Source organism: Candidatus Aeolococcus gillhamiae (assembly GCF_016464765.1).
Taxonomy (GTDB): Bacteria; Chloroflexota; Dormibacteria; order Aeolococcales; family Aeolococcaceae; genus Aeolococcus; species Aeolococcus gillhamiae.
Genome location: NZ_JAEKNS010000037.1, coordinates 67553 through 83061, shown reverse-complemented (window position 1 = coordinate 83061; position 15509 = coordinate 67553). Strand labels below are relative to the sequence as shown.

Here is a 15509-nt window from a genome sequence, read left to right as displayed (position 1 = left end):
TGTCATCCTGTCCTGGGCCATCGTGGGTCTCCTGGTTTGGGTAGAAGCTTCCAAGAGAACTCCGCGGTGGCCTTCTTTGTCTACCTCGTCGGCAGGCTCAGTCGGCGCACCCGGATTTACACCACGTTACGGGACGCAACTTGGTACAGAGCGGTCGGGAGCCCCGTACCCTGTCGAGGGGCTCGATAGCGCGGAGTATCTGTCCATGACCATCGCGCCCGGGGATGTGTACGCGTTCAACGGACTCACGTGCATGCGGTTGAGCCAAACGTGGGGCAACGCATGACGATTGCCTGCCTACTGGGCTTTCGTGATTGTGACATGGTCATGATCTTGATGGTTGTCCGCCGCCGGTCGAACGGCGATCGTTTGAGGCAGGGCACCGAGGTCGCGCTGGGCACCGCCTTCGGCGAGGCGATCTTTTTGGTGTGCTTTACCGTCGGCCTTGGAGCACCGATAGCGCCCCTCCGATTCTCACTGCCGCGCGAGATTCCCTGCCATATGGCCTCGATGCCGTTGTGGTCGGTGTCAGCCTGATAGGGACGGTCACACACCCCGGCTCGCCGCTGGATGGCTTATACAGAGTCACCTTTTGCGACCGCGGGAAGCCTCTGAGTGCCGAATCATTTCTCAGCCAGACACGATCATCGCATCTACGAGCGTGATGAATCGCGGCTAATACGATCGCGGCATCCCAAGCACGTGGTGTCCCAGGAACGCAAGGACGAGATTATTCGAGATAGGTGCTACTGAATACAGCCTGGTCTCGCGAAACTTGCGCTCTATGTGAAAGTCGCGTGTGAAACCCCAGCCCCCGTGCGTATCAAGACACGCATTGGCTGCTTGCCAGGACGCTTCGGACGCCAATAGCTTGGCCATGTTGGCCTGGGCGCCGCACGGTGATCCAGCATCAAACAATCCTGCAGCAAAACGCCGCATCAGTTCCGCAGCCTCGACTGCCGCGTAAGCGCGGGCGATTGGGAACTGGACACCCTGATTGACGCCTATCGGGCGGCCGAACACGGCCCGGTCACTTGCATACCTAGACGCGCGCTCGGTGAACCAGCGGCCGTCCCCAATGCACTCAGCGGCGATGAGAATGCGTTCAGCGTTCATTGTCTCTAATACGTACTTGAAACCGCGCCCCTCGACGCCAATGAGCGCGTCCGCCGGCAACTCCATGCCATCAAAGAACACTTCAGTGGTCGCGTGGTTCATCATTGTCTCGAGCGGCCGGATCGTCAGGGCTTCTCCCGCCGCTCTCATATCCACGATGAACAACGAGAGGCCGTCGCCGGGCTTCCCTGAGTCACCGACAGGAGAGGTCCTCGCCAAGAGCAACATCAGATCAGAGAACAGGGCGCGCGAGGTGAAGACTTTCTGGCCACGCACGACAAAGCCTGTGTTGGTGCGTACCGCAGTCGTTTGAATGCGGGTGGTATCCGATCCCACGGTCGGCTCAGTGATTCCAAAGGCCTGCAGACGCAGGTCGCCGGCGGCGATAGCCGGGAGATATCGCTGCTTCTGTTCGTCGCTCCCATTTCTCAGGATAGCGGCCATCGTGTACATCTGAGCGTGACAAGCGGCGGCGTTGCCACCGCTGTGGTTGATCTCTTGAAGGACTGCGCATGCCGCATCGAGAGATAACCCTGCGCCACCGTACTGTGTGGGGACCAAGACCGACAGCCAGCCGTGCTGGGTCAGGGCTGTGACGAAGTCCTCGGGATAGCTATTCGGCTCTAGCCCCTTCCAGTAATCGTCGGGGAACCGGGCGCATAACTCTCGAACCGCCTCCCGGATAGCTGCGTGTTCATCGACTGTGGTGAGCTGCAACAATGCTCATAAACTCCATGGCGTGTCAGTTCCCGGGAACGACGCACGAGCCTCTGGCACGGTGCGCTTGTAGATCATGAACGTTCTTTCAAACTCGATCACGACCTCACGGCGTTGATTGATACCGCGCGAGCGGATCCGCACGATGCCGACGTCGGGGTTGGTCCGCGATTCGCGCTTGCTCAAGACTTCGCTCTCCGCCCAGAGGGTATCTCCGACGAACACGGGACCGGGGAGTGTGACCCTGTCCCACCCAAGATTCGCCGTGGCGTTCTCACTCGTGTCTGGCACGGAGAGCCCGGTAACTAACGCCAACGTCAGCGTGCTATTGACGAGGCACTGTCCGGACCATGTGCGCGCCGCATGTTCTTGGTTGAAATGCATCTGGTTGGTGTTCATGGTCAGACAGGTGAACCACACGTTATCCGCGTCGATCACGGTGCGCCCAAGGCGGCTCTTGAACACCCCACCGATGGTCAGGTCTTCATAGAACCGACCACGCCATTCGGACGGCGCCGGGCCGCTACCCGGCTGGTCATCAAGTGCCACGCTGTGCTCTCCGGGACACCTTCTTGCGCTGCTCGGTGCCAGGTGTCTCTGTCTGCGCTAACCTGAACGCACTCAAGGCAGTCGCTCCGCTCTCAATGTGCCGGCGCATCGCGTGGCCAGCACCCTCGGTGTCATTCCTCCCGATGGCCTTGAGGATGGCGCGGTGCTCGCGCGCCGAGCTTTCTGCCCGCCCGGGGACCGCCCACATCGAGTCCCACGGAAAGAGGGGCCACAGTGAGTCGATCAATCGGGTCAGCCGCGGCAGCTGGCTGGCACGGTAAATCCCGGTGTGGAAGTCGAAGTTCAGCTTTCGCAGGGCCTTCAGGCTGCCTGAGACGCGGAGATCGTCAGTCCGCTCTTGGATGGCCGTGAGCACGGCTAGCTTCTTCTCGCCGATGTAGGGCACCGCGTGCTCCACTGCCAGCCCCTCCAGCACAGCTCGTACCAGGTACAGCTCGGCGGTTTCCTCCACGTCCACCTCGGCCACCCTGACACCCCGGTGTGGATCCCGTACCAGAAGACCCTGTGCCTCAAGCCGAAGAAGAGCTTCCCGGATGGGGGTTGCACTCACACCAAAACGGACGGCTAGGTCGTTCTGGCGCAAGCGCTCGCCCGGTGCCACTTCGCCGGAAGCAATGACGCGCAGCAGCAACTGCTCGGCCAGATCCAGCTTCGTGATGAACTCAGGCACGGGGTCCTCCAATGAGATCGGCCACGATGGCGATGTCCAACTCCCCACATCCACTGTCGACCGCGCGCTGGTAGGTGTCACGTGCCGCAAGCAGCGTAGGTGTCTGCACGCCCAGATGCCTAGCCAGCTCCTCGGCCAACGCAATATCCTTCAGCATCAGTTCCACCCTGAAGCCTGGCTCAAAACTGCGGGCGGCAGGTCCGTCCGGTAGGACATCGGGGTCCGGAACCCTGGTTCGAAGTGCCCGGGAGTCACCCGAACACATGGTGAGCACCTCGTGGGCAGTCTCTCTGTCCATCCCGCTCGCTCTGACAAGCGACCAAGCTTCGCCCACCGCCACGACGTTGACTGCAAGCAGGAGGTTGTTCGCCAATTTGAGGGTCTGACCACAGCCGGCCGCGCCGACGAAGAACACGCGGTTCCCGAGAACCTCTAGCACAGGACGCACGCGGTCGAAGAGCAGGCGCTCGCCTGCTGCGATGATCGTCAGAGTGGCCGCCTGCGCGCCAGCGGTGCCACCACTGACTGGCGCCTCCAGATACTCCCCGCCGCGGACGGTTACCTCATTCGCAATGGTTTCGGCAATCGTCGGACTGGTCGTTCCCATGTCGACAAGGGCGAAACCACCGTCCGAGCCGGTCAAGAGTCCGTGCGCACCCGTCAGCGTCTTTCCCAGTGCCGCTCCCGAGGGCAGCATCGTGATGATGACATCAGCCCAGTTGAGCAGATCGCGAGGAGAGCCAACCGCCCGAGCGCCGATGGCCTGCTTTGCGTGTAGGTGATCAACGTCGTAGCCGCGTAGGTCATGTCCGGCGTCGATGAGATGCTGGCACATCGGTGCACCCATCCTGCCCAGTCCAATGAATCCTATCCGCATTCCGAGGCGCCTTCAATCAGAGAACGGGTCGGCAGTTTCGACGGCGTGATCGGTGAGCACGGTCTTGACCTGCGTGTACTCACGCAGCGCCTCCCATCCGTTCTCCCGGCCGTACCCGGACTGCTTGTAGCCGCCAAACGGCGCCTGCCAATGGATCGTCCGGTAGTTATTGACCCAGACAGTTCCCGTCTGCAGTGCGGCCGCGACCCGATGAGCCTGCCGAATATCGTTGGTCCACGTGCCGCCGGCCAGGCCGTATGGGGTTCCATTGGCAGTGGCGATTGCCTCGTCCTCGTCCTGAAATGGCAAGCAGGCCACCACGGGGCCAAAGATCTCTTCCTGACAAACGCGCATCTCATTCTTGGCGGCTGCGAGAACGGTGGGACGATAGAAGTAGCCGCCGGCCAGGTACTCATCCTCTGGGGATTGACCGCCTGCAACCACCTGTGCTCCCTCGGCAAGCCCCAATGCCACATACCCGGCGACCTTATCGAGCTGCCGCTGTGAGGTGAGCGACCCGATGTGTGTCCGTTGGCTGGTGGGATCGCCGACACGCAGGCTGTCCGCCTTCGCGGCCAGCCGTTCAACGAATTGGTCGTAGATCTTCGCTTCAATCAGAAGGCGCGAGCCTGCGACGCACGTCTGCCCGGCAGAGATGAAGACGCCGGCGGCCGCCCCAATCAAAGCCTGTTCGAGATTGGAATTGGCGAACACGATGTGCGGTGACTTGCCCCCGCCCTCACATGAGACATGCTTCATCGTGGTCGCCGCGGCCTTGGCGATTTCGACCGCTGTGCGGCTGTCACCGGTGAAGGCGACCTTACTGACCCCGGGGTGCGCGACAAGAGCCTTGCCCGTCTCGTCTCCACCGCAGAGTACGTTCACGACGCCGGGCGGAATGCCGGCCTCGACCACGAGTTCCGCAAGGCGCACGGCGGTTGCCGGGGTGTCCGGCGCTGGTTTGATGACTACAGTGTTTCCGGCGGCCAGCGCCGGTGCAAGCTTCCACGCAGAGAGGAGGAGCGGCGAGTTGAAGGGAACGATCGCCGCCACAACCCCGAGCGGCTCCAGATGCGTTTGCGCAGTGAGAGTCCCGCTGATAGGTATGGTGGTTCCAGCGAGCTTGTCGGCGGCCCCCGCGAAGTACCAGTACCAGTTGGGCAGTATCGCCATCTCTCCGCGGGTCTGACGGATGGCCTTGCCGTTGTCCCTGGTTTCGAGCTGCGCCAGCTCCTCCGCGTGGTCGCGCAGCAGATCGCCCAGCCGGTGTATCAATAACCCCCGCTGGGTTGGGGTGAGGTCGGGCCATGCGCCACGATCGAAGGCAACCCGGGCTGCCCCCACTGCCGAATCGACATCTTCCAGACCGGCTTCGGCAACCTCGGCCCAGGCCTGCCCCGTTGCAGGGTTTAGCGAGACGAATGTGGTCTTCCGTGCAGAAGGGACCTTGTGTCCGTTGATGAAGAGTTGTACTTGCTCCAGTTGGGTGGTAATCATCGTCCTCTCTTCTAGATGGTGCTGCCGACCGCGAATCCTTGCTGCACTGCGTGGAATATGAGACCTGTGCGGTTGGCCTCGCCAATCACGCGGACGTCGTATCCCGCATCAATCAACGTGTCTGCCAGTAGGCGTTGAGGAGCAAATCCGCGGGCGAGAACCACAAGATCAGCGACAAGGCCCTCTTCCCTAGATGTCCCGTTTGAACCGTCCGCCCTTAGTACACTCACCTTCCCAGGGCCAATCGACTGCACGATCGCATGGTCCACGATGGTGACATCCGCCCGGCCCATCTCCCGGAGCAGTGCGAGCTTCATGGTGTAGTTCAAGTCTGACGCGACCTGATCGCGTCCCCTCCGTGTCACCAGGGCCACGCGGTTATCATTCTGCGCCAGGTGCAGAGCTGTTTCGCATCCGACGAAGCCAGCCCCGACCACCGCGATGTCCAATCCGCGCGGCGGAGGGCTCTCCAACAGCTCGGTGGCCTGCACGACGGAGTTCGTATCCACACCGCCGACCTGTGGAAGAAGAGGATCGGCGCCGATCGCGTAGACAATCACATCGGGATCCCGTTCTCGTATGGCCTCGAGGCTCGCCTCGATGTTCAGCACAACCTTGACGCCCGCCTTCTCTAGCTGGCGTTCGTACCATACCGGGAGTCGATTGAGCTCACGTTTGAACGGCGGATTTGCCTCAGGGACCGACGCTCCGCCGAGCCTGTGGCGCTCAAGGAGCGTGACGCGATGGCCTCGAAGTGCGGCCGTCCGCGCGGCCTCGCAGCCAGCTGGCCCTCCTCCCAAAACCAGCACTGACAGCGGTTCGCGGGTCGGCATCAAGGGCTTCCCGTCGTGTCCCACATGGGGATTGACTGCGCAGCGCAACTCTCTGTTCTCGTCGACGAGGGCAACGCACTCGTTACACCGGATACAGGGGCGAATGTCGTCAACCGCCCCGCGCTTGGCCTTGGTCGGCCAGTCGGGATCTGCGATGAGCCCGCGGCCGATAGCGACTAGGTCCGCGTCGCCACGTTCGATGATGGCATCGGCGTCGCCGGGATCGAGAATCGCTCCCATCGCAATCACCGGGATGCTGACGGCGTCACGGATGGCCCGGGCGGCGCTCACGTTTTGGTGCCGTTCGTAGTACAGAGGGGCAATCATGTGGTCCGAGGATTCGGCAATCCCGCGGGACACTCCCAGGTAGTCGACGCCCACGGTCGCGAGCATCTGTGCAAACGCGAGACTGTCTTCGACAGTAAAGCCGCCGGCAACGAGGTCCGAGCTATTGAACTTGGCACCGATGATGAAGGCGCTTCCCACCACTGCACGTGCGCGCTCGATGATTTCGCGAATGATCCGGGCTCGGTTCTCCAATGAACCACCGTACTGGTCGGTCCTGAGATTGACCTGCGGAGATAGGAAACTCGACAATAGGTACCCATGACCGCAATGGAGCTCCACCCCGTCAAAGCCCGCTGATTCCGCTCGGCGCGCGGCCGCGACGAAACTCTCGACGATGGCTCCAATCTCCACCAAGGAGAGAGCACGAGCCGTGCTTGCGTGCTCCCCGGCGCTGGGCGCCACCATTTGTCTGAATCCAATGGTCTCTGGGAGAGTCTGTGGGCCAGCATGAGCCAGCTGAATGATGAGCACCGTGCCATGCGCGTGGACAGACTCCACGAGGCGGGCCAGTGCCGAAACCAGCCGGTCATCCTGGCAGCCGAGCTGGTTCGCCGAGATCTTCGAGGCCTGCTCGTCGATGTAGGCATTTCCCGTGATCATCAGGCCGACACCGCCGGCAGCGCGCGCGGTGTAGTAGTCGATCTGCTGTTCAGTGGGGTAGCCGTCCGGGAAGGCGAGGTTGTCATTCATCGCGCACATCACGATCCGGTTCGGAATCCGGTGGGTGCGGATTATCAGTGGCTCGAACAGGTAAGAGTACCGATGGTTCAATCGGACTGACTCCGAATTGCAACCGCGAACGCCTGGATGGTCCGATCGAGGTCGTCGTCGGTATGCGCCAGAGAAAGGTAACCCTTGTCGCCCGACAGGAAGAATCCTTGTTGAAAAACTGCCGCAGCGATCTTCTTCAACCGTACGGAGTCCGCGCGCTGCATCCCCCAGTAGTCACGAACGGTCTCATCGGTGATGAGCACCTGAAACATCGGCCCTATGCCGAGGACGCGCACGGCGATATCGTGCCTCGCGAAGGCGTCCTGAAGGCCGCCACGGAGGCGCTCCCCGGCTGCGAAGAGTCGCTTGTACGCGGCGTCGTCGAGGAGTTCCATGGTGGCGAGACCCGCGACCGCCGCGATGGGGTTCCCATTCAGCGTGCCCGAGAAGTACACATAGTCGCCCTTCCCTCTCCGACCAGGATCGGCAAGTTCCATCAGTGTGGATTGGCCGGCGACAGCTGCCAGAGGATATCCGCCACCGATGATCTTGCCGTAGGTGGCGAGGTCCGGCTTCACGCCGTAGTAGCCTTGAGCTCCCGCCTCCCCGAGACGGAACCCAGTGACGATCTCATCGAATATGAGCACGATGCCATACCTCGTCGCCAGGTCACGGAGGCCCTGAAGGAAGCCCGGTACAGGCTCGATGACGCGCTGGACTGGCTCAACGATGATGGCCGACAGTCGATTGCGGTTCTCCTCGACGACTGCGCGGACCTGCCCCAGATCATTGAAGGGCACCACGAGCACATCCTCGACGAGCGCGTGCGGAATGCCACCCGAACTGGGCTGGGAGGATGGATATGTCGCGGCGACGCTGGGGAATAAACTCATCTGAGCGTAGTCGTTGGCACCATGAAAGCCGCCTTCAAACTTGAGGACGGCGTCGCGGCCGGTGGCTGCGCGAGCTATGCGCAGTGCATACGCAGTCGCCTCGGATCCCGAGGTACAGAATTGCACCATCTCCGCACAGGGCACCGAATCGACGATCCGCTGCGCCAAGCGGAGGATGGGCTCGGTCACCGCGTAGAACGTCGAGCCGAGCGCCGCCTGGCGTTGCACGGCGTCGACGACTGCGGGGTGGGCGTGTCCGGCGATCAGCGGCCCCGAACCCAGAAGGTAGTCCACGTACTCGTCGCCGGCGACGTCCCAAATTCGCGAGCCCTTTCCGCGCGCAATGACCTTCCGCACGCCTCCAGGCAGACTCAGTGACGTGACGCCGCCCCCGGGCAGCAGTTGCTCGGCGTTTGCCAGCATTGGAGTGTCATTCACTACGCTGCGGGCCACCCGTTGGCGTCTGCACAAGTTCCTCGACGATGAGAACGCTCTCGCGGTACGACGGCACGCCGCCGATGAGCTGAGAGAGCGCACAGGTTTCGAACAACTCCTGTGCCGTCGCACCCTGCTCGAGCGCGCGCTCGGCGTGGATGCGAAGGCCGGGCAGGAACCGCGCGACCGCGCACATCGCGACCATCATCAATTCCTTCTGCTTGAGGGGAATGACACCCTGCTCCAGCACGTGAAGGCGCCATGGTTCGACCTTGGCCAACAGTTCCGGATCGAACCGATTCATTATTTCCCAGTGGGGTAGTCGGGCCATGAGAACACACTCCTAAAAGTACTGTCCAACGTCGGCGGGGTCGGCGGCCCCCAACGCCAGCATGAGCTTGATCCGAGTCTTGGGGCCGGTAAGTGAGTCCGAGAAGTGGACGCCGTGATCGCGTAACCACTTGCCCTCACCGATTTCGGCGTACAGGTCCAACGGACGGCCGCGGAGCGCGCGGGAACACACCGCCACTTCGACCCCTGCCCGTCGAGCTCGGTCGATCCCGTCGGCCATGAAGGGGGTGACCTCTCCGCCACCGAAGGCTTCGATGACCATGCCGCGTGCCCCAGCCGTCACCGCAGCATCAATCATCAGGGAATCAGTGCCCATCACTGTTTTCACATAGGCGACGGCCGGCTCGATGCGGTCAGTTGTGATGTGCTCCCGGCAGCGCGGCGCACGATACAATCGGATGTGGTCTTCACCCCATCCGCGCGAGATGCGTCCCAGGGGACCCAGATTCGGCGACTGGAACGCATCCAAGGCCTCCGCGTGCGTTTTGGTCACGTCACGAGCGGCGTGTATCTCCTCGTTCAAGACCACCAGAACACCGAGGCCAGCGGCCTCCGGGTCGGCAGCAACCCGGACCGACGTCAGGATGTTGCGCGGACCATCGCTGATGAGCTCAGACGATGTGCGCATTGCGCCCGTGAACACAATGGGCTTGTGTGTATCCAAAACCAGGTCGAACAGATACGCTGACTCCTCGAGCGTGTCGGTGCCGTGCGTGACCACGACACCACACACCTCGGGATCCGCGAGTCGCTTACCCACCGTCCGACACCACTCGAACACGAGAGTGGGTGTTAGGAAAGTGCTCGAGACATTCGCGAGCTCGACGACCTCGACCTCGGCAGCAACTTGAACCCCCGGCACGGCCGCTACAAGGTCATCACCGCTAACTACGGGCACAAACCCGTCGACGTCAGCGTCGTACCGAGACGCGATGGTGCCGCCAGTGGTGAAGACAACGACACGCGTCATTGTCGCATCGAGCCATCCCCGCCGAGGGACGGCCACGTCGCCACGATCTCGGCTGAGGGAAACATGTCGAAGCGATTGCGCATCAGTGTCAAGGATGCTTCGTGCTGTTCACGGGTGTCGGACTCGATGCAGTCCGGCACAACAACGACGTAGTAGTCGAGGAACATGCCATCGCGGGCGGTGGACTCCACACAACCCTCGGTGGTGCAACCGCAGATCACGATGGTGTCGATACCGTTGGAGCGCAGGAGCAGATCGAGCGGTGTGCCGACAAAGGCGCTTGAACGATACTTCTTAAGTACCGGCTCTCCAGGCTCCGGGGTGAGGGCGGCGACGAACTGGTGTCCCCAGCTCTCGTCCTCGGTGTATCTGAGACTCGGCGCATCGGGATCGTGAGCGAGGCGGACGCGGAACCGCACCTGAGCCGGGCTGTCGCTCAAATGGTTTGCGAGGGTCGTATTCTGGATGAAGATACGAAGGACACCAGCCTGTCGGGCGGCTTTCAGGAGACACTGGACACCGGGAATCATCGCAGCGTACATGGAGACGTCGTACCCGCTTGTCGCGAAGGTACCCCCCGCGGAGCAGAAGTCGTTCTGCATGTCAATCAACAGCAGGGCGGTGTGGTCGTGCTCCACTAGCTCAGCGAGAGTATCGTAAATCTGACGCCCATCGACTGTTCGCACTGGGTTGCTCTCCTAGGCCAGGGCGCCTTCTAGCGCCTTGATGACTCCACTGGCGACGTACGTTCCGTGGCCTTCGGGCGCGACGACCTCGCCATGATCCGCGACGACCAGGCCGCGTACCACGGTGGTCACTGGTCGGCCTCGTACGCGCATCCCCTCATAGATCGAGAAGTCGGTTGTGTAATTGAACGCCTCAGCGGCGATGGTCCAGTCCTCGGTCGGGTCGATGATGACCACATCGGCATCCGAGCCAACTTGGAGGGTGCCCTTGCGCGGGTACATACCGTAATAGCGCGCCGGGTTTTCGGCGATTACCCGGGCGAGCTGCTGCCAGCTGAGGCGATTCTTGTTGACACCCTCGCTGACCAGCAGTGTGAGCGAGGCCGCCATGTCCGAGAAGCCGGGAATGGCATCCCAGAAGTCCTTCCCTAGCTTCTCCTGCCGAGTGTAGGTACCGCAGTCATCTGAGCCGACAACCTCATGGGTGCCGTCGACCAGTGCCTCCCAGAGCCGGTTCTGATGCTCCGTGCCTCGGATCGGGGGATTCACCTTTGCCCAGCGCTCGAGTTGAGCCTGGTCAGTGAGCACCAGGTAGTGCGTGCACGTCTCGCCAACAATGTCGACGCCAAGTTTCTTGAGATACGCGATCGTGTCGGTTCCATCGCGGGACGAGGTGTGAACGATGTAGGCGCGACAGCCCGTGTCCTTAGCGATCATGCCGACGTCAAATATTTGCATCGCCTCGGCGATGGCTGGGCGCGACTCGGCCCACGCGGCGAGCCCCGCCGGCCGGCCCTCTGCGCGTAGCCGCCGTTTCAACATCGCGCAGATGTAGGGCTCCTCGCAATGAACCATTCCGATGGGCGCTAACTCTGGCGTTCGCGCGGCCGCCAGCCGTTCGAAGCCCTCGTAGATGAAGCCCCAGTCCAGGCGTTCGATGCCAAAGTCCGCTGCCTCCTCGTCATCGTACGAAGGGTAGAATTTGAAGCTCGACACGCCTTCTTTGACCAGACGCGGAATCTCATCGAGATGGGCGCGGGACTGCGGAAGCGCCGTGAATCGGAAATCGATGACAGACCTGGCCTCTCCGATGGCCTTCATCTTATCCAGTAGGGTCAACTCTCTACCATCATATGTGCCCGTTTGCGTGGTGGTTACGTAGGACGGGCCGGTGGCGTTTTCATGGTTGGTCACGAAGCACGTTATCCCACCGGTCGCAGCCGCGCGTGGCTCGGTCCGGAAGTCCGCGGTGAGCTTCGCCTCGTCAGCAGTGCCGCCTACGCCGAGGTGAACGTGAGGGTCGATCGCTCCGGGAAATATCACGCATCCCTTGGCGTCGACCGTGGTCTCGGCTGCCGGGAGAATGCTGTCGGCGCCCATCGCGACGATCACGCCGTTCTCAGCGGAGAGTCCGCCGCGGAAAGCGCCGGCCGCTGACACCACAATCCCGTTCTTGATCGTGAGGTCGACGCTCATGATGCGTGTCCGGCCAATCCGTCAAGGGCAGAGGTGGCGCTCAGGTCAGCGTCAGCCGCGAGACCCTCAACTCGAGGTGGTCTCGCGCGGTTCCTAACAATGAACGCATAGACCAAGCCCACTGCTGCCCATCCAAACGCGAAGACCACGATGCCCCGACCGATCGTAACCCAGCCGGCGTTCCACAGAGCCTGCACGAAACTGACCCACAATACCCATATCGACAATACGATGCCGGCCAGCGGAACCAGCGCGTTCCACACGATATTGAAGTCTGGTTTGCGAAAGTAGAGCAAAAAGTTGCCGATGTTCACGAAGGTGTATGTGACGAGAGCGAAGAATGCGGTTGCCGTACCCGCCCAGAAATATGCGTTGAGAGCGCCGATCCATTGGCCTACGGCGAGGTCATACACGAGTCCGACCACTATGAGCGCAATCATCGCCGTCCATGGGGTCTGGAATCTCGGGTGGAGTCGGCCCGCGGCGGCAAACAACGCACGGTCTCGTCCCATGGCGAACATCACCCGACTGGTGCCGATCAGAACAGCGAGAAGCGCACCGGTGCCGGCTGTCAGGCCGGTGATCGATATGAGCACCCCACCACCACCCCAGTACTGTTGGGCAATAGGGGTGACTGGCGTGATTCCAGAGGTGACCAGATTGGCAATCTGATCGACTGGAACCGCAAAGGTGAACGAATACACCGTATAGATCATGAACAGGGTGAAGATACCGACCGCGGCCAATGTCGCCAGCGGAATTGACCGCCGCGCCAACTTTGTCTCCTCGGCGGCCGTGGCCACAACGTCGAAGCCAGTGAAGCTGTAGAAGGCAATCGGCAGCACGACCCAGAAGGACGATGTAATGGCATTACCGGTGGGATTGAACGGCTGCAGTGAAAGGCTGCCCGTGTGTTTGACCAGGATGGTGGTTGCAAGTGCGACGATAACCAAGATCTCAAAGCCCACGATCAGTGTCGCGGCTCGGGTTGACGATCTGATTCCCGGGAATGCGAACAGGGAGGCAACTCCGAAAACAATGACTACCCCGAGGGAATAGGTCCATGGATTGGTAGGATCGACGTGGATGCCAATGTCATTGAGGAAGGCGTTGAAGAAGAGACCGAACAGCGCCGGCACGGCTACGAGGACCAGACCGTAGAAGGTCAACAGTATCCAACCCAACCAATTGCCAATGTGGCGGTTTGTCAACCGCCCAATCCACGCATACGCACTTCCTGCCGAGGTGAGTTTGCGCGCCACAAACGCGTAGGAAAGCGCGGTAGGCAGTATCACCAGAGCAGCGATCCAGAACACCGCTACCGTTTGAATGCCCACGGTTCCGGCGACGGGACCCCAGTTCCCGTAGAAGGCATATGCAGGGGACATGAAAACGATGCCAAGCGTCGCGGCCGCGACGAGTCCGATGGCGTTGTGTTTCAGTTGCCGGTCTGGTGTACTGGAGTCAGGGACCGTTCCCGGTGCTCCTCGCACGGTAGCCATGTAACCAACCTCCATAGCCGTTGTGTATCCAACTTCACCTCTGCCCGTTCTTCGCCTATCAGATCACGCCATCGCGTCTCCACAGCTGTATCTCTTCGCTCCTAGCGCCCGCAAGCTCTCGGAGTACGAGCTCGGTGTCAGCCCCAAGTTGTGGCGGTGCATCGTGCGGAGGCAGCTCGAAGTCGGAGAACAACAAGGGCGTTCTCGGCATCCTCTTTGCGCCGCTGACACCATCGTCAATGTCGAGGAACATCTGACGCTGCGCCAACTGAGGACAGGCGTAGACCTCATCGACTTTCTGCACTTCGCCAGCTGGGAGGCCGTGCTTAGTCAGCTCGGCGACCACCTCAGCTCGAGTGCGCTGCGAACTCCAGAGCTCAGCCTCAGGGCGAATGACTGAGCGGAAGTTCTCTGAGCGCTGCCGCACGGTCGCCAGCTCTGGTCGGGCGAGTAGATCTCCTCGACCGATCGCCGTGCAAAAGCGAACCCACATATCGTCGGTTGGAATGATGACAGCAGCGTGGCCGTCGAGGGTCTTCAGCGCGCCCACGGGTGCGAAGCGGTCGACCCCAGGTGTGGGAACCTCGCCTGTGTACTCATACAGCATGAGCGATCTCTCCATCAACGAGGCCACGGTGTCGTACATCGCCTGGTCGATGAAGGTGCCCCTACCGGTCTTTTCGCGAGCAAAGAGAGCGAGCGAAACTCCAAGCGCGCCGAACACAGCCGTGTAGATATCGGCGAAGCCGGTGACGGACAGTGTCGGTTCATCATCACCGCTGCCTATCACGGACATAATGCCGCTCATGGCTTGCACCGCAGCGTCGAATGCGGGCCGATCCGCGTACGGACCCCGATAGCCGTCCAAGCGACCAAACCCGGTGATGGCGCAGTAGATTAGTCGCGGGTTGATCTCGACGAGCCTGTCGTATCCTAGACCTGCGCGGTCCAACGCGCCCGGTCGGAGATTCTCGACCACAACGTCGGACGACTCGACGAGCTTGAGAAAGAGCCGACGCCCTTCACTGTGCTGCAGATTGAGGGTGATGGCACGCTTGTTGCGGTTGTACGACAGGAAGCCGCCGCTCATGGAGCGGCCGTCCTGCTCGATGAGCGGGTCGTACCAGCGGCGGGGATCGCCTGTGTCAGGGCGCTCCACCTTGATCACCTCAGCACCCTGGTCCGCAAGAAGCATGGCGCAGTACGGACCCGCGATGTACTGGCCGATCTCCAGTACGCGAACGCCGTCAAGTGTTCTGGTCATCAACCTACCCGGCGGTCTGAGGGTCAGCGCCGAACGGACTCAACCGCGCATGCGGTCGTCCCGAGATTGACATGACCGCGACAATGACCATTTCGTCGGCCCGCGGCGCATCCGGGATTCGCACCTCAAATGTTTGGTGGTGCGAACGCGTCGTGACATCATGGATGTGCTTGAGGGCGATATCTAGCGTTGATCCCGCTGCACCCCGCTTCTCCGCGGCGGGGAGGAGCGAAGTGGCATGCCCGGCCGCCTCGCGTATGGGGTCACCGAAGGTGAGTGTGTGAATGATCGCCGATCCATGCTCGATCTCACCGTCTAAGCCGACGAGCGCACCCTTGCCAAAGGCCTCGGCAGGACCACCGAGCAGTGACGCGACGGTCGATCCGAGCAGACGACCAAGGGGATCGCTGAATTGGTCGATCAGGGTCGTGAGGTCGCGTTGCCAGTCCTGACCAGCGAGGGGATTGTGAATGACCGCTAGCGCGGCGGCAATGCGAGTCGGAGGATCCACCTGCTTCCCCCCCTCACGATAGATATCCTCGACGATCGTGACGACCTTGCGCAGCGGCAGCTTGCTCATGTGTCTCCCTCCG

Annotated in this window: 15 protein-coding genes; 1 reads left to right on the top strand and 14 read right to left on the bottom strand. The window is 61.6% G+C overall.

Annotation, left to right across the window (positions count from 1 at the left end; all coding sequences use genetic code 11):
• The first annotated feature begins 270 nt into the window (after nucleotides 1-270).
• Nucleotides 271-537: a hypothetical protein gene (locus JF886_RS02970; protein ID WP_337309442.1), complete on the top strand. Its 267-nt coding sequence runs from the start codon at nucleotides 271-273 to the stop codon at nucleotides 535-537.
• A gap of 138 nt (nucleotides 538-675) precedes the next feature.
• Here the strand turns inward: JF886_RS02970 and JF886_RS02965 are convergent, their stop codons facing one another.
• Genes JF886_RS02965 through JF886_RS02900 form a run of 14 tightly spaced genes read right to left on the bottom strand, consistent with a single transcriptional unit; the run spans nucleotide 676 to nucleotide 15496 of the window.
• The gene (locus JF886_RS02965) at nucleotides 676-1833 is read right to left on the bottom strand and encodes an acyl-CoA dehydrogenase family protein (protein WP_337309440.1); all 1158 of its coding nucleotides are present in this window, start codon (nucleotides 1831-1833) and stop codon (nucleotides 676-678) included.
• A gap of 6 nt (nucleotides 1834-1839) precedes the next feature.
• Nucleotides 1840-2382, bottom strand: coding sequence for a MaoC family dehydratase (locus JF886_RS02960; RefSeq protein ID WP_337309438.1), 543 nt, complete (start codon nucleotides 2380-2382; stop codon nucleotides 1840-1842).
• Nucleotides 2372-3073, bottom strand: coding sequence for a GntR family transcriptional regulator (locus JF886_RS02955; protein WP_337309436.1), 702 nt, complete (start codon nucleotides 3071-3073; stop codon nucleotides 2372-2374). The genes JF886_RS02960 and JF886_RS02955 overlap by 11 nt, the downstream gene beginning before the upstream one ends.
• Nucleotides 3066-3950, bottom strand: a complete 885-nt coding sequence (locus tag JF886_RS02950) for an NAD(P)-dependent oxidoreductase (protein ID WP_337309434.1) — start codon at nucleotides 3948-3950, stop codon at nucleotides 3066-3068. The genes JF886_RS02955 and JF886_RS02950 overlap by 8 nt, the downstream gene beginning before the upstream one ends.
• A gap of 12 nt (nucleotides 3951-3962) precedes the next feature.
• Nucleotides 3963-5447: an aldehyde dehydrogenase gene (locus JF886_RS02945; protein ID WP_337309431.1), complete on the bottom strand. Its 1485-nt coding sequence runs from the start codon at nucleotides 5445-5447 to the stop codon at nucleotides 3963-3965.
• An 11-nt stretch (nucleotides 5448-5458) separates the two neighbouring features.
• Nucleotides 5459-7399, bottom strand: a complete 1941-nt coding sequence (locus JF886_RS02940) for an oxidoreductase (RefSeq protein WP_337309429.1) — start codon at nucleotides 7397-7399, stop codon at nucleotides 5459-5461.
• Nucleotides 7396-8655: an aspartate aminotransferase family protein gene (locus JF886_RS02935; protein ID WP_337309427.1), complete on the bottom strand. Its 1260-nt coding sequence runs from the start codon at nucleotides 8653-8655 to the stop codon at nucleotides 7396-7398. The genes JF886_RS02940 and JF886_RS02935 overlap by 4 nt, the downstream gene beginning before the upstream one ends.
• 7 nt (nucleotides 8656-8662) lie before the next feature.
• On the bottom strand, nucleotides 8663-8971 hold the full coding sequence (locus tag JF886_RS02930) for a carboxymuconolactone decarboxylase family protein (protein ID WP_337309425.1): 309 nt from the start codon (nucleotides 8969-8971) through the stop codon (nucleotides 8663-8665).
• A 39-nt stretch (nucleotides 8972-9010) separates the two neighbouring features.
• Nucleotides 9011-9988 (bottom strand): asparaginase, encoded by a 978-nt coding sequence (locus tag JF886_RS02925; RefSeq protein ID WP_337309422.1) that lies wholly within the window; start codon nucleotides 9986-9988, stop codon nucleotides 9011-9013.
• Nucleotides 9985-10626, bottom strand: coding sequence for a cysteine hydrolase family protein (locus JF886_RS02920; protein WP_337309420.1), 642 nt, complete (start codon nucleotides 10624-10626; stop codon nucleotides 9985-9987). The genes JF886_RS02925 and JF886_RS02920 overlap by 4 nt, the downstream gene beginning before the upstream one ends.
• Nucleotides 10627-10686: 60 nt before the next feature.
• Nucleotides 10687-12150: a dihydroorotase gene (locus tag JF886_RS02915; protein WP_337309418.1), complete on the bottom strand. Its 1464-nt coding sequence runs from the start codon at nucleotides 12148-12150 to the stop codon at nucleotides 10687-10689.
• Entirely contained in the window at nucleotides 12147-13652 is a 1506-nt protein-coding gene (locus tag JF886_RS02910; protein WP_337309416.1) for an APC family permease, read from the bottom strand. Before JF886_RS02910 ends, JF886_RS02915 begins: the two co-directional genes overlap by 4 nt.
• Nucleotides 13653-13710: 58 nt before the next feature.
• Nucleotides 13711-14916 carry a CaiB/BaiF CoA transferase family protein gene (locus JF886_RS02905; RefSeq protein WP_337309413.1) on the bottom strand — a complete coding sequence of 402 codons (1206 nt, stop codon included), beginning with the start codon at nucleotides 14914-14916 and terminating at the stop codon, nucleotides 13711-13713.
• A 4-nt stretch (nucleotides 14917-14920) separates the two neighbouring features.
• Nucleotides 14921-15496, bottom strand: a complete 576-nt coding sequence (locus JF886_RS02900; protein ID WP_337309411.1) for an amino acid synthesis family protein — start codon at nucleotides 15494-15496, stop codon at nucleotides 14921-14923.
• Nucleotides 15497-15509 lie beyond the last annotated feature (13 nt).